Annotated in this window: 15 protein-coding genes and 1 pseudogene; 2 read left to right on the top strand and 14 right to left on the bottom strand. The window is 39.4% G+C overall.

All coding sequences use genetic code 11. The features are described 5' to 3' along the window. Nucleotides 1-75: 75 nt before the first annotated feature. The 3 genes from FD723_RS10785 to FD723_RS10775 form a co-directional block, all read right to left on the bottom strand. Nucleotides 76-1473: an O-antigen ligase gene (locus FD723_RS10785; RefSeq protein ID WP_179065337.1), complete on the bottom strand. Its 1398-nt coding sequence runs from the start codon at nt 1471-1473 to the stop codon at nt 76-78. 71 nt (nt 1474-1544) lie between these two features. Then, nucleotides 1545-2849, bottom strand: coding sequence for a lipopolysaccharide biosynthesis protein (locus FD723_RS10780; RefSeq protein WP_179065336.1), 1305 nt, complete (start codon nt 2847-2849; stop codon nt 1545-1547). Continuing rightward, complete coding sequence (locus FD723_RS10775; protein WP_179065335.1) at nt 2836-4824, bottom strand: nucleoside-diphosphate sugar epimerase/dehydratase; 1989 nt, start codon at nt 4822-4824, stop codon at nt 2836-2838. Before FD723_RS10775 ends, FD723_RS10780 begins: the two co-directional genes overlap by 14 nt. Nucleotides 4825-5321: 497 nt before the next feature. On the opposite strand from FD723_RS10775, the pseudogene FD723_RS10770 reads away from it, so the two are divergent. Continuing rightward, nucleotides 5322-6435: pseudogene (locus FD723_RS10770) on the top strand (IS630 family transposase). Nucleotides 6436-8012: 1577 nt separating this feature from the next. Here the strand turns inward: FD723_RS10770 and FD723_RS10765 are convergent. The 3 genes from FD723_RS10765 to FD723_RS10755 form a co-directional block, all read right to left on the bottom strand. After that, entirely contained in the window at nt 8013-9524 is a 1512-nt protein-coding gene (locus FD723_RS10765) for an IS5 family transposase (RefSeq protein ID WP_179065334.1), read from the bottom strand. A gap of 299 nt (nt 9525-9823) precedes the next feature. Then, nucleotides 9824-10231, bottom strand: a complete 408-nt coding sequence (locus tag FD723_RS10760) for a transposase (protein ID WP_179065333.1) — start codon at nt 10229-10231, stop codon at nt 9824-9826. Nucleotides 10232-10266: 35 nt separating this feature from the next. Beyond that, on the bottom strand, nt 10267-10623 hold the full coding sequence (locus FD723_RS10755; protein ID WP_179065332.1) for an IS630 transposase-related protein: 357 nt from the start codon (nt 10621-10623) through the stop codon (nt 10267-10269). A gap of 848 nt (nt 10624-11471) precedes the next feature. On the opposite strand from FD723_RS10755, the gene FD723_RS10750 reads away from it, so the two are divergent. Next, nucleotides 11472-12092 carry a CP12 domain-containing protein gene (locus FD723_RS10750; RefSeq protein WP_179069108.1) on the top strand — a complete coding sequence of 207 codons (621 nt, stop codon included), beginning with the start codon at nt 11472-11474 and terminating at the stop codon, nt 12090-12092. 137 nt (nt 12093-12229) lie between these two features. On the opposite strand, the gene FD723_RS10745 is transcribed toward FD723_RS10750, so the two are convergent. From FD723_RS10745 to FD723_RS10710, 8 genes are all read right to left on the bottom strand, one after another. Beyond that, entirely contained in the window at nt 12230-13345 is a 1116-nt protein-coding gene (locus FD723_RS10745; RefSeq protein ID WP_179069107.1) for an LptF/LptG family permease, read from the bottom strand. A 296-nt stretch (nt 13346-13641) separates the two neighbouring features. Next, the gene (gene lptB, locus FD723_RS10740) at nt 13642-14370 is read right to left on the bottom strand and encodes an LPS export ABC transporter ATP-binding protein (protein WP_179065331.1); all 729 of its coding nucleotides are present in this window, start codon (nt 14368-14370) and stop codon (nt 13642-13644) included. Between the two features lie 30 nt (nt 14371-14400). Beyond that, nucleotides 14401-14898, bottom strand: a complete 498-nt coding sequence (locus tag FD723_RS10735; RefSeq protein ID WP_179065330.1) for an LptA/OstA family protein — start codon at nt 14896-14898, stop codon at nt 14401-14403. A 197-nt stretch (nt 14899-15095) separates the two neighbouring features. Further along, nucleotides 15096-15488 carry a DUF309 domain-containing protein gene (locus FD723_RS10730; RefSeq protein ID WP_179065329.1) on the bottom strand — a complete coding sequence of 131 codons (393 nt, stop codon included), beginning with the start codon at nt 15486-15488 and terminating at the stop codon, nt 15096-15098. Next, nucleotides 15485-15850 carry a ferredoxin thioredoxin reductase catalytic beta subunit gene (locus FD723_RS10725; protein WP_179069106.1) on the bottom strand — a complete coding sequence of 122 codons (366 nt, stop codon included), beginning with the start codon at nt 15848-15850 and terminating at the stop codon, nt 15485-15487. Before FD723_RS10725 ends, FD723_RS10730 begins: the two co-directional genes overlap by 4 nt. A 277-nt stretch (nt 15851-16127) precedes the next feature. After that, nucleotides 16128-17309: a DUF58 domain-containing protein gene (locus FD723_RS10720; RefSeq protein WP_179065328.1), complete on the bottom strand. Its 1182-nt coding sequence runs from the start codon at nt 17307-17309 to the stop codon at nt 16128-16130. A 64-nt stretch (nt 17310-17373) separates the two neighbouring features. Then, on the bottom strand, nt 17374-17673 hold the full coding sequence (locus FD723_RS10715; RefSeq protein WP_179065327.1) for a type II toxin-antitoxin system RelE/ParE family toxin: 300 nt from the start codon (nt 17671-17673) through the stop codon (nt 17374-17376). After that, nucleotides 17670-17936, bottom strand: a complete 267-nt coding sequence (locus FD723_RS10710) for a type II toxin-antitoxin system ParD family antitoxin (protein ID WP_179065326.1) — start codon at nt 17934-17936, stop codon at nt 17670-17672. The genes FD723_RS10715 and FD723_RS10710 overlap by 4 nt, the downstream gene beginning before the upstream one ends. Between the last annotated feature and the right edge of the window lie 45 nt (nt 17937-17981).

Below are 17981 nucleotides of genomic sequence, written 5' to 3'. Positions count from 1 at the left end.
GTGGTTGAAAGTTTCTTAATAATTTTGTCCGGACTAATATTTTATCATTATATGACTATGCAAACATTCAAAAAATTAAAAGCGTTTTTTCAATACTTTGCGATCTTTAGTTTTCTCCGTCGTTTTGGTTCTAGATATTCTGGCAAGATAGAGTTGAGAATTTTGTAAAACAATCGCTACTCCATAGAGATAAAAACCAGTAAAGTGGACGAAGGTGACTGTAAAGTAAAGTGTATCTTGACCCAAAGCAGATATAAAAAAACAAATTGTCGCTAGAAAAATTGTCTTGGCATCGCATTCATATATATATAAATAATAAAAAACATGAGCAAAAAAATAAATAAAAATTGATAATCCAATCAATCCCGTCTCTAAGGTAATATGCAGTAGTAGAAAATGGGCTTTTTTGCCAGTATCTGTCGCAGCACCAAATCCAGATCCCAAAAATAATATTTCAGGATTATTAGTTATCATTTCAATTCGTTCTTTCCATATTTCATCCCTTCCACTCAAACTATCGGCATCAACACTAGTTAATCCAGCCTGACGTTCTAAGAGAGAGCCTTCACTAGAAGCAATATGAAGTGAATTAAAACCTACATTAGACAGATATACCAATAGTAGTGCTGCTAAAGATAGAAAAACAAAAAGTATCTTTGTTGTATATTGTGGTCTTTTTATCCAGTAAAGTATACCAAATACTAAAATTGCTGCTAAACCAGTTCGAGATTCTGTAAAGAAACATGTTATTACTCCTATAAGCAGAAATAGCTTGTCAACAAAAATATTATCTGACTGTGCCAAATGCATCCGCATTGCCAAGAGCATGATTACATTCACTGCAACATGGGAGTGGTCGTAACCTGTTGTACCCCATCCTTGTCCGCCATATTTACCAATACTTTGATACCTACTCCAAGCACCTGCTACTGTTGGCTCTTGAGGTAAGTGTATAGTTAGCGCTCCCAGGGGCAAGATATTAAAAAAAGTCAAGATAATTCCTAAGCAAACTAGTAAGAAAATAAGATCGTTAATCTGTATTAAAATCTTGCGTCTAGTTGAGCTAAATGGAACATGGGCTGTTATCCAAAAAATACAAATAAATTGGATAAATCGATAAATTTGATACTGTCCAACTGCAATTCCGGGTGTATTTTCTTCTCCTAAATTAAGTCGATAAAATATATATGAAATAATGCTACCTACAAATGCAACTAACAGAATTGATAAAAGCTTTAGGTTGAATTGAGAAACTTCAAGATAAGTACGTTTAGCCAACACAAACGCCACAATCATAAAAAAACAAGCAAAATCAGAAAGGTTTGGCCATAAAGACCACGAAGGTCCGATTGCTAAGAGTGGTACAACATAGACTTGAGAAATCATATAAAAACACATTCCTACAAACAACCATTTGGTTGCCCATAAGCTTGTTGGTGTAATTTCATCAGGCAGAAAACTGGCTTTTTTCACTTGTGGAAACTAATCGTTTATGTAATATATGTCTAATACCATGCACTAGTTTTTTCTTTGGTGAAACTAGGTTAACTAACCTCTGGAGAACTCATAGTAGGTAGTTTATGTATAGCATGTACCATCAACCATCCACTAATGATGGCTCTGACAACGGTTGCAATAAGTAACGATATTGCGGCTCCTTTAAGTCCATAGATAGGTACTAACCAAAAACAAGCAATCGCTGATGTACTAGTGACCGTAATAAACAGAGGTACTTGCACCCGTAAGTGACGAGCTGCAATTAAGCCGTAACACAAGAAGGAAGCAACATATTCAACCATCATTGTTACCATGATCCACACAAATATCTCTACATATTGCACATAGTCGGCAGTATAGAGCAACTTAAGAATTTCTTTTCCAGCCACTCCGGCAATACCAATCCCGATTACTCCGATGAGTACACCAATGCCAATCAGCTTCAGAAGTAAATTGATGAACGCATTTTTTTTACCATCTGTGTAATATTGTGAAAGTCTGGGACTGGCAGACTGTCCGAGCGCTGCTTCTACCGTTTGTCCGGCATACATAAGGTATGCGATCGCAGCAAAAATTCCTAATTCGCGCTCTCCTAGATAGTGTTCAATAAAGTAGCGAGGAATGTTGGTATTAAGAGAAATCAGCATCATTACTATTCCCATAGGAAGAGTCAGTTGAATTAGCTGGGTCAATGTTTTGCCATGCCACCGGGGTTGCACAATCCTCAGCCAGTTGGATGAACTGATTGTGGTGTTGAAAAATGGCTGTTGCAGTATCCCAACCGCATTACCCAAATCGTAAAATACTAAGACGATTATCCAGGCGATCAACATGCCTATGGTTGCCGACAAGACACTCCTCGATAAACTTAGACAGACACCTGCCAATAACAATGCTAGGGCACCCCGTAACATTGATGAAATGGCAATGCGATCCATCTGTTCTGATTTTTGTAACAATCCATTGCAGACATCACTTATGGATTCCACTGCTTTTGCAAGCCCTACAAACAGGATAATGAGTGCTGTGTTTGGGGGATAATTAACACCTAGTACAATAATTATAATGAATACAAGTGCTAAAATCGTTGACAAAATGCGAAGTCCTAAATAATCATAAAATTGAAATTGACACTTCGCATCTGTAGCTTGAATCACCCGTAATTGAAGATTAGTAAACATCATCACGGGTGCTGTTACAGCTAATCCCAACGTAAATTTACCAATCATTTCTGGATTACCTAATTTTGCCAGCAACACCAACATCCCCCATTGGCAAGCTGCATAGACAGCATTACCAATGAATGTCCAGGAGAAGTTATGACGTAGTGTTAAGGGCTTATTTACTTGCATATACCTTTAATGGCAGTTGATTTGGTAAGTATTTTGTTCTGTATCCTGGCACAATTTGCTCAAGCAAAAACATAATAGAATTCCCATCATTCTTATCTGCTGCTTTACACAAAGCCTCTAAAATAACATTTATATTTTCAGGAATAATCCGACTAGCATTTTTCACAACTAATAATTTTTCGTGTTGGGTTGGTTCGTACTCCTCTCCTTCAATAAACAACTCCTCAAACAACTTTTCCCCAGGTCGTAGTCCTGTAAAGGCAATTTTAATGTCTTTATCAACTTCATATCCTGAAAGACGAATGAGTTCTTTTGCTAAGTCAACAATTTTTACTGGCTCGCCCATATTTAGCATTAACACTTCGCCACTACGACCCAGCACCACTGCTTGTAAAACTAGTTGCACCGCTTCCGGTATGGTCATAAAGTAACGGCAAATATCAGGATGAGTAACAGTTATGGGACCACCTGCTGCAATTTGTTTTTTGAAAGTTGGAACTACACTACCACGGCTTCCTAAAACGTTACCAAAACGCACGGCAACATAGGGCTTACCACTTTGTCTTGCGGCTTGCAATACTAACATTTCTGCAACTCTTTTGCTGGCTCCCATCACATTGGTGGGATTAACTGCCTTATCTGTGGAAATCATCACAAAATGTGGAACATCGTATCGCAGAGCTATTTCCAATAAATTTTTTGTCCCAATGACATTATTAGTGATGGCTTCTGGGGAATTTAATTCCATCAGGGGGACGTGCTTGTGGGCAGCAGCATGAAAAATTACATGAGGTTGGAATTGTTCAAAAACATGATTTAGCCGTTTTTCAAAACGAATATCAGCGATTAAGCCCGATATCCAAGGAGTATATTGTTGTGCTTTTCCATCGTCTTTCATGGCTTTCACAATTTTTTCTAGCTCCTGTTGGATATTGAAGACGGAGTTTTCTCCGTGCCCCAATAGCATAATTTCTGCTGGACGGCACTGGCAAATTTGACGACAAAGCTCGCTACCAATTGATCCGCCTGCACCTGTAATTAATACTTTCTTGCCTTCAAGAAATTGGGCAACTATTTTAATATCTGTTTGTACAGGTTCGCGTCTGAGTAAGTCCTCAATGCGTACATCGCGAATGCTGTCCACACGGACAGGACTATTGAGGATTTCGTGTATTCCCGGTAGAGTACTAGCCTGAATTCCATTTGCTTGACAAATATCAACAATTTCCCGAATGACTTGCCCTGCAACACTTGGCATGGCAATTATTACTTTGTGGATTTGCAGATATTTCACTACATCAGTTATGTAATAGCGATCGCCTACTACAGGGATACCACGAATGTTTACATTAAATTTCTGCGGATCATCGTCAATGAAGGCTACAGGATAAAAACCTAACTGCGGATTTATCTGCATTTCTTGCACCAACGAAACCCCTGCACTACCAGCACCAACGACTAATACCCGCTCGTGTGGATTCAAAATTGTTTGTTTATGGCTAGTTCTTTCTACTGCCCGAACACTAAAACGCAGCCCACCAATAAAAATAAAGGTAAGCAAACCATCAATAAATGGTAACGATTGTGGCAGTTTACCCATAGCAAGATAAGGTACATAGTTTGAAATATAAAACAACAGGTCTTGGATAATTACCACAGCCAATATCAGCATCGTTATATATGTAAGCTCTTCAATACTGGCGTAGCGCCAGTAACGCCTATAAAAACTAAAAATCCAAAATAAAGTTAGTTTAACCGTTAAAAATAGTATTGTCGCAATTCCTATATCTGATATGTACTCCTTGAGGGGGAGAGCGCCATCTAAACGCAAAATCAGAGCTAACAAAGGTGTTATTGAAAATAAAATAAGATCGCAAAAGAAAAAATGCCTATTTCTCAGATGTAGTAATTTGTTCAAAAACATACTGGCAACCTTTTGCCATAAGGAGTGAAAAGTAAAAGTCAAAAAGTTCATCTGGGTAAAAGTGTTTAATGTCTACAAGTTTTTATGAATGTTTATTAATAAAACTTGGTAGTTTTATCTAATCTGCTCTAATCTGCATTGATAAGTTTCTCACTTTCAAAAATACAGAAAGCAGCAAGACATGTTAGCTAGTGAATCTTTAGCTGCGTGAAGAAGACAGTTGCCACGAAAAAACTTCACAACCATACAGTTCTAGGTTAGAAAGAACTACAGACTGAAAACTAGTGGTTCATGTAATTAATTCTGATGGATTGTGCAAAGTTATTAATTGCTCTAGAACCTGAAATTGAGTAAATAAATGGATTACCACAAACTTCCCAAAATTCATGCGGCAGATCATTAGTAGTCTGCTACATAAATTTTGAGGTGTAGGCAAGTTCGTAGTAAAGACTAAATTCCTGATTTTATAAGCACTTTAGTGCTTACTAAGCTGTTCAGCATTTAAATTGGGTATAATAAAAAACTGAATTCAGTCAAAAAATGGAATAATGCCAGCAAAAAATCATTTAACTTCTCAGCAGATAGAGAAACTACAAAAAGCTTTAAAACTGGAAGAAAATGGAGAAATAAGAGAAAGAATACTAATTCTCTTGTTGCTTAATGACGGGAAAACACAAGCTAACATAGCAGAATTTTTGGGTTGTTCTTTAAATAAAGTATCATATTGGTGTGTACATGGAGACCCAGAGAATCTAGAAAGCCTAAAAGATGAGAGGATGAAGGGAAACCATAAAAAAGCCACAGATAAGTATATAGAAATATTACTAGAAACTATAGATAAAGAACCAGAAGAATTAGGATACGAGTTTGGCAGATGGACAGCGCAGAGATTAGCAACATATTTAGAGCAACTCACAGGCATACAATTAAGTGGTTCTCAAGTAAGGAGGATATTAGAGAAAAAAAAGTACGTCTACCTCTGGACAAAATATAGCTTAGAGTCCAAGAGGAATCTAGAAAAAAAGAAAAGCATTTAAACAGAAAATAGCAGAGTATTTAAGAATAGAGAAAGAGCATCCAGAACGATTACAGGTATGGTTTTGGGATGAGAGTGGCTTTAGTTTAAGGGTGATAAGAAGAAAATCATGGTGTAAAAAAGGTCACTCTAAAAACGTGAGAGGAGACAGAAGAAAAGGGAGAATTAATGTGATGGGAGGATTAAGGTATTCAGATAAGAAAAGATTTGTAGAATTTATTGATAAAGGGAATGCAGACAATTTTTACAAAGTCCTAAAAATCTTTTATGAAGAAATAGTTTTCGATTGGGTAGAAGCTGGTAATCAAGCTAAAGATTTTGCGGAGAAGGGAGCAAAAATAGTTATTATTCTTGATAATGCAAGTTTTCACAAAAAGCAAGAGTATATTAATAAAATTGAAACAGAAATGCCGAATATTCATTTAGAGTTTCTCCCGGAATATAGCCCAGATTATAACTTAATTGAATTGGTCTGGCACTCGACAAAAGAATATATTGCTAATCGGCTATTTCAATCAATTGAAGACCTAGAATATTTATTACATCAACTTTTAAATGAAGGAGAGTTAATTATTAAATGGGGACGAAAACTCAAAAATAAAGGCGATGCTGTTATCACAATTTAAATGCACAACAGCTTACTAACCTTCAAAACTACCATAGTAATCATATTTAATTTTTGAAATATACGTAGGTTGCGTTATGCTACTGGCTAACATACTAAAGCCTTCGGATGGTGCGTTAACCAGAAGCACAACGCACCTTACACATACTTGTATTTTTTCAAAAATCAAATCGGATTGCTATAGCTTACCAAAGTACTAGTACCGCAAGGCGGAATTCAAAATGACGCTCTCTACGAGACGCTGCGCGTAGCTTGCTTCCCCGCAAGGGTACGCAGACTCGCTCTAAGCGAAGCCATGCCGAAGGCTTTACGCTGCGCTAACAAAATTCAAAATTTAAAATGAATGCAGCGTAAGCGTTTCATCGATTTTGAATGGGTGGTTTATTTACGTCGTGTTGTACTAGTACTTTTACTAAGCAATTTTAATTCAGGAGGTAGAAGACAGCGATCACAAAGGTTTAAAGATTGCTTGACTTCGTTTGGAATTAAATTGTATTAAACTGGACATGGCATGTAACACAAAAAGCTTTCTTTCTGTAGCACTAGTTCCCTAAATCTAGATATTTAGGATTGAGCTTAAACTTTTCTTCAGCAGTAGTCGCCAAGCCAACGCTAAGAGCAGTCTCTAACAGAGTCACCTGCACCTTATCTAGCTGCTTTTTTGCTAGATTGGAGGATGATATTAAACCTATTCATCACTTTGGTTTTTCTTTTCGAGGTGCTGAGACTTTTATAGACTGATATCAGGTTTTCAGACTGATATTAGGTTGTTCAACTGATGCCAAGTTGTTAAACTAGTATCAGCTTACCAAATTCATAGTTAGTTGAAGACCAACTGAAACTAAAATTTTAGTCCAGTAAAACTATATAACAACTTTTCATTAATCAAACTGGAGTCCTGTATTTATCCCTACAGGCAGAATAATATGGTTACAGTAATTTGCAAGTATGTGTCCTCGATCACAGAAACAATGTGCTTAAGCGCACTGCTGGTTTAGACAAATTAATATAACAATTAACCGACAGCAAGAGGTAGATTATCACTCTCCAGCACTATTAAAACAAGTCTGTAAAAAACTGTAATTTAGTTCATTTTCCTTGTGGAATAATGGATGTAGCTGTATCAGCTTTGTCAAATAAACAGCAGAATATTCCTGCCTACATGTTCAGTTTGCACTCCAATCGTCTTTATAACCTATATTTCGTATCCGAAAATTTCACACTACGAATTTTCGGCTTTCGGGCGTAGATACGCGATCGGAATAAGCATTGTAAAAAGTGTGATTCTAGCGATGCGTAGACGTGTTAGCCTAGCCTCTCATAGAGAAGCGGTTTGTAGTTAGATATCGCTTTTGTAGAATATTTAATCTCTAAATACCTAAAAAGCTGTATTTCTTTAATTTAGTATGGGGCTAGTCCCGCAAGGCGGAAGTCAAAAGGTTCTAATTCGCTGAATTTAAAGCTTATTTAGATACTCTTAATTAAGACTTACAGCAGTTTGTGAGCAAAAGCGCCACAAGAAGAGTTATCTAAATAGGGGTTGCTGAAAAAGTGATAAAAAAGCCAGAGAAGGATTAATTAGTTATTCAAGCAAGGAACAAACATAAGTTTTTCTTGCGTGTAAATAGTGAAATCATAAGCCCTAATAATATTAGAGCGGAAAAAAGATGTAGTTTTCAAAAATAGACACAAAAAAGCGCTAAATAACCATGACAGATGAGTAGATAGATTCATCACTAAAAAAGTAATAGCAATTACAGTTTCCGAAGTATGAGAAAGTTTCGCCATCACTCTATTCAGGCTGAATCTTCTTTTAGCTTGTCCAAACTTTCCCTCAATAGAATTACGAATCCTTTCGTCTTCTAAAGCTTGCTTCTTTTTTTCCTTACTAATAGTCTTCTGAGGTCTACCTAAAGGAGAACCACTAATTCTAATACCTCGTTCTTTGCACCAAGCTCGATTCTCCCTTGTCCGATAAATTTTATCAACATGAACGGACTCTGGATAATACCCAGTGTAATTTTTAAATGATTCCACTTGTGTTTTCAAATCTCCTGATTCATTAAAGTTATCCCAACTAATATGGTCTAAAAATGCATATCCATCAAAGCAACTAGCAGACAGTTTAGCCCCAAATTCCACGGCTTTACCCGCTTTTCCTCGGACAATTGGACGGATATGTGGTTGGCTTAAACTTACAATCCGGTCATCAATGCTCTGCTTTTTATTTTCATACAACCATAATTGTTGACGATAGAGTTCTGTGACTACAAGCAACATCTTATATTGCCTGTTAGCTAAATTTTCTAGAGTTGCCCCTAACAAGATTAACTGCTCAATATGTGAGAAATTTCTTTTAATATACTGAAGTTGTTTTCTTATCGCTTTCGTTCTTTCTTTCTGTGATACACGGCGTTTTTTAGCTACTTCTAAGTAGTCACGTCTGGCGATTTCACGATAAGTTCTCGGCTTTTTCTCTAATTGACCCTTTATCTGTTCATAAAGAGAGTCTATAATTTTTTCTGTTTGCTTTCTGGCTTGATTTAGTAGCTCTAAATCTGTCGGATAGCTGATATCACTGGGCGCACAAGTGGCATCTAATATTAACTTACCGCGATTTTTTGGCTTATTACCTTCTTTTCCTGATTCTTCGGTTTTTTTTTCAGCCTCTTGAGAAGATGTTGTTTCTAGCATCTTCTTCACCATTTGTTGATTTACTTTGTTGACCAATTCAGCACTAATTCTTTCACGAAAATGTACTAGCATTGATGCGTCAAATGTCGTCTCATTACTATAAGACGACATCCCTATAAAATACTGTAAATAAGGGTTTTCTTTAATTTGTTCTACTGTTTCCCTGTCGCTTATCCCTAGCTTTTCTTTGATTATTAATGCCCCTAATGCCATCCGAAATGATTTTGCGGGTGCTCCCATCTCTGGAGAAAACAATGAAGAATATTCTGATTCAAATTCTTTCCAGGGGATTAAATTAGCCATCATTACCCAACGATTATCTTCCGATAACTTTCCCTCAAATGGAAGTTCAAACTTTTCCACTGCAATTGGAGTTGATTCTTCTTTTCGGTACATAGTTACTTCGGATACACTATCTTCAGTCTGATCGTTATGATGCAAGGATTTTGTGCTATTTTACCTTCAAATCTTGCACCGAAATATACTTCTTTGGTCTGAAAATCTAGATACTGCCACCTTTTGTTTTTTTCAGCAACCCCTAAATAGGCTCAAAAAAGAGACCGCAATGATTAAACCAATGTAGAGCATTATCGTCAGTAATGGCATTAACAGCCATAGTTATTGCAACATCTAGAGCATCGAATGTTCGAGTTTTAGCACCAACGTTGAATTTCTTTTAGCTTTGACCAACATAACTAAATTGGCGATAAATCAGGTGAATATGGAGGCAAAAACTTAACCTTTGAGCCAACAGATTCTATTAAAGATTTTGCAGTTGCAGCATAATGAACGGGTAAATTGTCCATGACTATAATTGCTCCAATCCATAACTGAGGTAGTAATATTTGCTCAATAAAAACTAAAAAGCTAGCAGTGTTCAGACTACCTGGAAAAGTCATAGTGGCAATTAATCCCTCATCACTCATAGCCCCAATTACGGTGATGTTTTTGCCTTTATTACCTGGTCGCTCATCATAGATTCTTCCGCCGTCAATTCCTCTGGCATAATGTCTTGTCATAGACAGATTTACACCTATTTCATCAATAAATATCAGGTTTTTGACATCTATCGTATCTAGCCAAAGTCGAAATTCATAGCGCAATTTTTGTACTCTTTCTGTAGTTTGCTCAGTCGATACTAAAGTTTTTTTTTCCGATTTAATTTTAAGCGTTTAAGAGTGCGGGATAAACTGGATATACTTACGTCTATTTCTGTGCGCTCTTTTATGGCTTCTTGAATTTCTCGCAAATATATATCGCTTTGCTCTGTCACGATTACCTTTAACAATTCTTGCTCAATACTATTAAGCTTCGAGCGGCGGTCTCCTCCTTGGGGTCCGGCAGCAATCTCTGCCGTCTCTCGATACCGGCATAAAAAGTCACGAATAAAAGACAAACTGACTTTAAATCGTTTTGCTAATTCCCTTTGGCCGCCTTCTTTGTTTTGCCACGCACTTAATATCTTTTGTCGTAAGTCAATTGAATATGCTGCCATCTTTAAATACTATTCTTTACATTTTTACAGTTTACGAGCTTTGTGGTGGGTTTGATATCAAATTGCTGTAAATGAAAATAAAATAAAGTTATTTGTCTGAGATTTGCGCCTAATAATTCAACAAAAATACTGTAGATAACATCTAATTAGGGCTTGCTGAATAAACAGAAAATCTTGATAAATCAATGCCTTGAGTGGGACAAAAGGTGAATAAGGTACAAGGAAAAAGACTTGATATCACAAAAAATCAATCACTTTTTCGGATTCAAGAGATTTAGGGGTAGTTTGTAAATCCCCTCCTGCCTCCTGCCCTCTGCCTTTTCTGGTCAGCATAAAATTCTTCATAGCCGCCCGATTCGATTTTTGACGACTACTACGCTTGATAGATGGCTCCAAATTCAATGCGTTAAGTGCAATCTGTCGCACCAATGAAAGGTTTTGTGGATTTAGCAATGCGTAGATGCGTTGGTGTAGCCCCTTGTAGAGAAGCGATCATTAGACATCACTTTCGTAGAATATTTAATTTTTTTGAGTATTTTAACTGATTGATAAAAGGCATAGCTAAACATATTACTAAGATAATTTTTGTTGCGATCGCATCTCTTTACTGGTCAATTTCCATTCATCATTTGTTGATTAGCAGAATTTTATCGCAATTTATGCTTAGTTTTGGGGCATTGGTCACATTGGATAACATCAGGAGTTGATAACTAGTCTAATTTATTGTTGTAGCTGGGCAAAAGTTCAACTTTTTTTACTTTATATTTAACCAACTGTGCGCTGCAATGCTTCGATACGTCCATAAGGGCGCTGTGCTGCACCGGACTATTAAACAGGAGACTACAGCAATGATGAAAGCTGAAGATATCATGACCAAAGAGGTAGTTACCATTCGCGGTTCGGCAACTGTTGCTGAAGCGGTGGGGCTGATGAAGGACAAAAAATTGCGGGCGTTGGTTGTGGATCGTCGCTATGAGAATGATGCTTATGGCATTGTCACAGAAACGGATATTGTCTATAAGATAACAGCCTACGGTAAAGATCCAAAGCAAGTGCGGGTTTATGAAATTATGAGCAAACCCTGCATTGTTGTCAATCCTGATTTGGGTGTTGAATATGTAGCGCGGTTATTTGCTAATACTGGGATTCATCGCGCACCTGTGATTCAAGGTAAGCTGTTGGGCATCATCTCAATTACCGACATTTTGACCAAAAGCGACTTTGTGGAAGCGCCAAAAGCGCCACTGTTAGAGGAGAGAATTCAAAAAGCAATTGAGCAAGCTCGTGCTATTTGCACCGAACAAGGTGCTTATTCTAAACCCTGTGCAGCTGCGTGGGATGAGGTAGAAGAACTTCAGGCAGAAGCAGCTCATCAAAAAGCTGAGGGTATGGTATCTGCCAAAGTCTCTTTTGAAGAATACTGCAAGGAAAACCCAGATGCACCGGAATGTCGAAATTATCACCCATAATTGAATGAAGATAAAAGGGGCATTGGGCATTGAGAAGAGGCAGAGGGGCTGGGTGCGGAGGGCGGAGGGGAAAATTCTCCCTTGCTCCTAGCTCAAAGCTTCCCTGCACCTCTGCCCCTACTTCCTGCTATCTCAATTTACCGTCTAGCAACTCGCATCAATAAGAATAGGCCTATTCCCAAAAAAAGGAAGTTGGGGAACCAAGCCCCCATAAAGGGAGAGAGGACACCTGCTTGTGCGATCGCACCACTAATAAAGAAAATTAAGTAGTACGAGAATATCACTATGACACTAATCCCAAAGCTGGTACCTCTGCCAGTCCGCTGGGGTATGCTTCCCATCGCTGCGCCGACTAAGCCAAAAACTACGCATACAAAGGGCAAAGAGATTTTTTGTTGAATCCGCACTTCAAGTTTACGAATTTTTTGGCGATCGCCACCGAGATGTTCTACTTCTAGTTGATCTAATGCCTCAGAAATATTCATCTCACCATAATCCCGGCTTTTTTCTGCCAGACTTAATGGCGTGCGCGGTAGTTGCAGTTGTTGGTGTTCAAATCTAACAATGTTGCGATAAGAGCGATCGGCAGCGACGAAATAGATCGTACCGTTGTAAAAATCCCAGATATTTTGAGAAGGATTCCACTGGGCTGAATCTGATACCACAATTTGATTCAGACCTTTTGTTGAGCGGTCTATAATCGTCAAACCTGTCATACGCTTACCATCAAATTGGTCGGCGTAAAACAAGCGTGTCAATATCCGATTCTTAGAACCATCCGCCTGGGTAACGTCCTGGTATTCAGGATAGAAAATATTTTGCTGTTTTAAAATTGGCTTGTCTGATTTCAGGGCTTTATCCAGAGTCATCGCCGCTTGATAATTTGCTGCTGGTGCAATTTGTTCGTTAAACACAAATGTCAACCCTGTAACCACAAGACTTAACATCACACCAGTTAGCACCATCCGATAGACACTTACGCCACAACCACGCAAGGCAATTAGTTCGCTCTCGCTAGAAAGACGACTGTAGGTCATCAAAGTCGCCAGCAGCGTAGACATGGGGAAGGCTAAAACGATAAAGTTGGGAAATTTTAACAAAAAAACTTGAATAGCAGTATCTATGGGTAGCCCAGATTCTACGATTTTTCTGATGAGATCAAATACAGCATCAATGGTGACACCAAGTGATGAAAAAGCTCCGACACCAAAGAAAAACGGCGCTAACAATTCGCTAGCAAGGTAGCGATCCATGATCGTAAAAGGCAGCAGCGAATAGGGACTGTTAAAAGACGAGAGTTTCTTTGATATCATAAGCAACTTGAAAAGTTAAGTATTGGCAACCCTGGCGAACTATATCTACTGTATTTAAGTAGGTCTGCGTAAAAATTTGTCGTTGGAATCAGGCAGGAGAGTGTTAATCTAGTTTATCTTTGCTTCATAGTATGAAAATTAAATTTTCAATAGCCAAAAATTAATTCATAAATTATGCTGAAGAAAAAAAATCAAAATATTCTTTGAAAGAAATTATTAATTAAATAATTGTTAATTTAGGCTTGAAAATTATCCCCTAAATAATATTGCCGCACAAGGGGGTTGCTATAGAGTTCGTCAGCAGTGCCAAAAGCGAGGATTTGTCCCTCACGCATGATGTAGGCGCGATCGGTGATGGCCAGGGTTTCGCGGACATTATGATCTGTAATTAAGATTCCCATACCGCGATCGCGCAGTTGTGCGACAATTTGCTGAATTTCTGAAACTGCGATCGGATCAACTCCCGCAAATGGTTCATCCAAAAGTAAAAATTTTGGACCTTCTCGTCCAGCAGCTAAAGACCTTGCTAATTCCGTCCGTCGTCGCTGACCACCAGAAAGTTGAATTCCTTTACTCTTAGCTAATTTTTCCAACCGAAACTCCCCCAGTAAAGTTTTGAGTCGCCTTGACCACTCCCCTCGTGGCACATTAGTTTGCTCTAGCACTAACAGAATATTATCTTCTACCGAGAGTTGGCGAAAAACACTTGCTTCTTGTGCTAAATAACCAATACCCAATCGTGCCCTATTGTCCATTGGCATTCCTGTCACGTCCAAATTACCCAACCAAACTTTTCCTAGATTGGGTTTTTCTAAGCCTGTGGCAATGTAAAAGGTCGTTGTTTTACCAGCCCCATTGGGGCCTAGTAAACCAACGACTTCGCCCTGAGCAACAGAAAGGTTGACGCGATTAACAATTACTCGTTTGCCGTAAGATTTGTGAATATTCTCTAAAACAATTTTCACGCTAGAAGCACCCTTTATTAGTGGTAAATGCTAATTAGCAGGCTTCAAAGGTGGTGTCTGTGGGGCAGGTGTCGCACTTTGTCCACTATTCTCTGATTCCTGGATCATGTAGATGGACTCTACTTGACGATTGGATTGAGGTAAAGCCACAAATCGCCCTTCATCAATTAAATAGGTTACTTTCTCCGCTCGGATACTGTTACCGCCCTGTTGCAAAATATAGACATTGCCACTGAAATCAATTCGGCGTTCTTTACTAAAATACTGTGCTTGGGCAGATGTTGCCTGAAGTTGGCGAGCAGGATACAACATTTGCACATTACCGCGAGCGGTGATTACTTGGTTTTTAGCATCATATTCTTGCACATCAGCGCGGATAGTCAGGGGGCGATTTGCCTCAGCTGTCTGTGCAGTAGCGGTTTGCACTTGGGTAGGGAAGGCAAAAGCGCCCAAGAGTGCAGCTGGTAGCATTAAAGCTAATCCAAAGCGACGTATCTGTGATATTGGCAATTGATAGCAGGGCATCATAGCAATTGGGGATTTAGGATTTCAGCTTGCATTCTAATTATCTCAAGTACTTTATCCAGATTATGAAATATACAATCTGGAGTGATTTCCGATAACTACTGGCTGAAATAGTGACGCTACCCCCAACCTCAAGGTTTCAGGAAATTGGCATAAGAAGTGAAAATGACGAGGCAACGCATAATTATTTCACCAGATATCTAATCAGTAGCCAGCACAATTCTAGGCAAAGATAAGACTTGATTTTCACCCAGATCGCCAGATGCAATCAAGTCTTGCCCTATTTGTTGTAATGTCGTCAACAACACTGCACTCTGACTCAATAGCTCATCTACGTCAACACCACTATAAATAGATGGGTAACGGCGTAGGCGATTGCTGCCTTCTCCCAATAGAATTACAGCACCTCGCCAATTCCGATTCTCCAAATGATATAGTGCTACAGCAATTTGCAGAATGCCTTGATAAAAGGATTTTTCCGGTTCACCAGCTTCAATCCACAAAGCTTCTAAAGTGTCATGACAGGCGTAGAACTGACCAGAATTGAACTGTTCTACGCCTTGCCAAAACTCTTTGGGTATGGTTTCGCTCATCCCATACTATCTCGTACTTCTTTGATTGTTTCGAGAGAGATTTCTTGTTTTTCTCCAGCAAACTCGTTGTCAGGGGTGAGGAACAACATGCAGTGGCACTCTTTGCGTTCTCTCATTGGCACACAAGGACAGTTCCAATATGTGGCGTGAACCTCAGCTTCTTTATCTTCGTAATGGCGACAGGGACATAAAGGCGCACCTAGATCGTCTTTATGTTTGGCTAGTCCTTCAATCACAACTGCGGTGACAGAAGGTTCAGAACAGAAGTATGTTCCAGTACGCTTGGCGTATTGTTCGGAAAAATGCCGCATTGCCTCTAGGCTTTTATCGCTGGATTTTGTGTTATGTTCTGATGTGATCATGTCGCTCATAATTTAAATATTTCTTTGCATTGTACCTCAGCCGCACTAGAGGATTACTGGGTGTATTTCCCCAACCTTGCTTGCTCCAATTGTCTTACCTACGCTCAAAGCCTGATATGTCTGGTTGCTGGGATTAGACAAAATCTAGGAAATCATAAAAGTTTAACTTGCGTGGGGATTGGGGAAGAAGCAAGGGAGCAAGGGAGAAAAGTTTTCCCCTCAGCAAGAGCAGCACCCCGCCCCTCTGCCTCTTTTCAATACCCAATGTCCTTGCAGTTTATGAACGTAATGTTTTTTGTAGTTGGGGTTGTAGAGCATGTAGGCGTAGCCCGTCGGAGACATCGCTTTGTAAAACTATACCAGGATGTTCCCAATTAATTACCTCCTGTTCTACTGGTGAGGAAATATTGGGCCACAAAACCCAACGACTACCTTGAGGAAGTTTAGCAAGGCTTAGGGGGTTTTGAGTGAGCCAAATCAAGGGATAGCTTTTAGGAACTACTGAACTGGCATCTTCTAAGGCTGTGGTTGCTGCTAGGGTTTCTAAAACAAAGCGATCGCCTTTAATTAAATTTGTTGATGCTGTCCACAGTTGCACCTGTAATTGTTGTTGCTGTGCATAAAAATACAGCGAGGCTGCGGCAATTACTGCTTGTTCAAAGTTTTCTTCTTCCCACTTGCTAGCACTATCAAGGGCAATAACTATTTCTTGTCCACCTGTAACCATTTCTAACTCCCGCACCCTTAATTCTCCATAGCGGGCACTAGTTCGCCAGTGAATCAGACGGGTGGGATCTCCTACACGATAAGGACGGAGCGATCGCACCAACCCCGTTGTCGCTGTCTGCAAGGGTTTACCACGAGGATCGCCCCTTTTGCTCTCTTCTTGCCCCATTTCGTCTATTAAGGGACAGGTAGCCAAGGGTAACACTGTCGGATAAACGATCGCTGTGGCAGCACAATCACGCTGACGGCGACACCAAAATAATCCCAAAGGCGCACCAGAACCCAGTTCGACTGTGTGCCAGCGATAAACGCCCCGGCGTTGAGTTGGGTGATAATATACCCAACGGTAACTACCTTGGCTAGGAATTGTTTCGATTGCCTTTTGTACTGGTTTCCCTAAGACGAAGGGCAGTATATCTTCAACTTGCAATAAGCTTACAGGCTGTTGTGTCTGATTGCAGATTTCTAATTCCACCGTTAGATCGTCGCCTGCTGACACAGGTTGCATAGGACGGCGGGTGATGGATAGACCTGTGAGCGATCGCGGCGGTAAGATGGCTGCTACACCCAAAAGGGCAAAACTAATGCCGCTAATGGCGTATAGCCAACCAGCCATCGTATTGATACCTGCGCCAAAAAAACAAATAGCCGTTGCTGCTAGTACCCAACCGCCATAAGCAGGGGCACTGGCACGGGTTTCTAACCAATTGGTGATGGGTTTGATGATTTTCATGTTTCTTTTTTAACCCAATACCATCCGAAATTCACAGTGTTTCAAGGGTTCGGCAAAAAAGCTTTTAGTTAGATTCCTCAAAGATAGATGGAAAGTTACGACGACCACTTACAACCCGTAGAATTTCGATACCATCATCTAACACTCTGTAGAAAATGATATAGCCTTGCAAGGATACACCTCGGAGGTCTGGACGAATTTTTGCGTAACTTTTACCATTGTTTGGAAAGGCAACAAGTTGTTGGCACTTGTGGTTGAATTCACTGAAAAATCGCTCTCCTGCTTCAACGCTAGTTTCAGCAAAGTAGTCGGCAATTTCATTGATATCTCGGCTGGCAAGAATGTTGATAACGTAGCGACTCATGCTTGCGCCTGATGTCCTTGTCGAAACCGCTCTAGAATTTGGTTTACGAATGTTTCTCCATCAATGGGTGGCGTTTGGTCTGAAGCTAAAATCGCCCCATCAATTTTTTCTCGCACATTTTCGACCCATTCAGCATCGGCGCGATCGTATTCATCAAGCAACCGTAAGGCGATTTCAAGGGCTTCTTCTGCGGAGCGATATTTCCCAGACTGGAGCTTGGTTTGAATAAAGCGTTCTTGATCGGGTGTGAGACTGATGCTCATAGAAAACCTCTATTCAGATTATTCACCATTTTAAGTCAAAAAACT

The organism is Nostoc sp. C052, assembly GCF_013393905.1.
In the GTDB taxonomy this organism is placed as follows: domain Bacteria; phylum Cyanobacteriota; class Cyanobacteriia; order Cyanobacteriales; family Nostocaceae; genus Nostoc.
The sequence above is the reverse complement of the archived record's forward strand: the minus strand, read 5'-3'. Positions and strand labels throughout refer to the sequence as shown.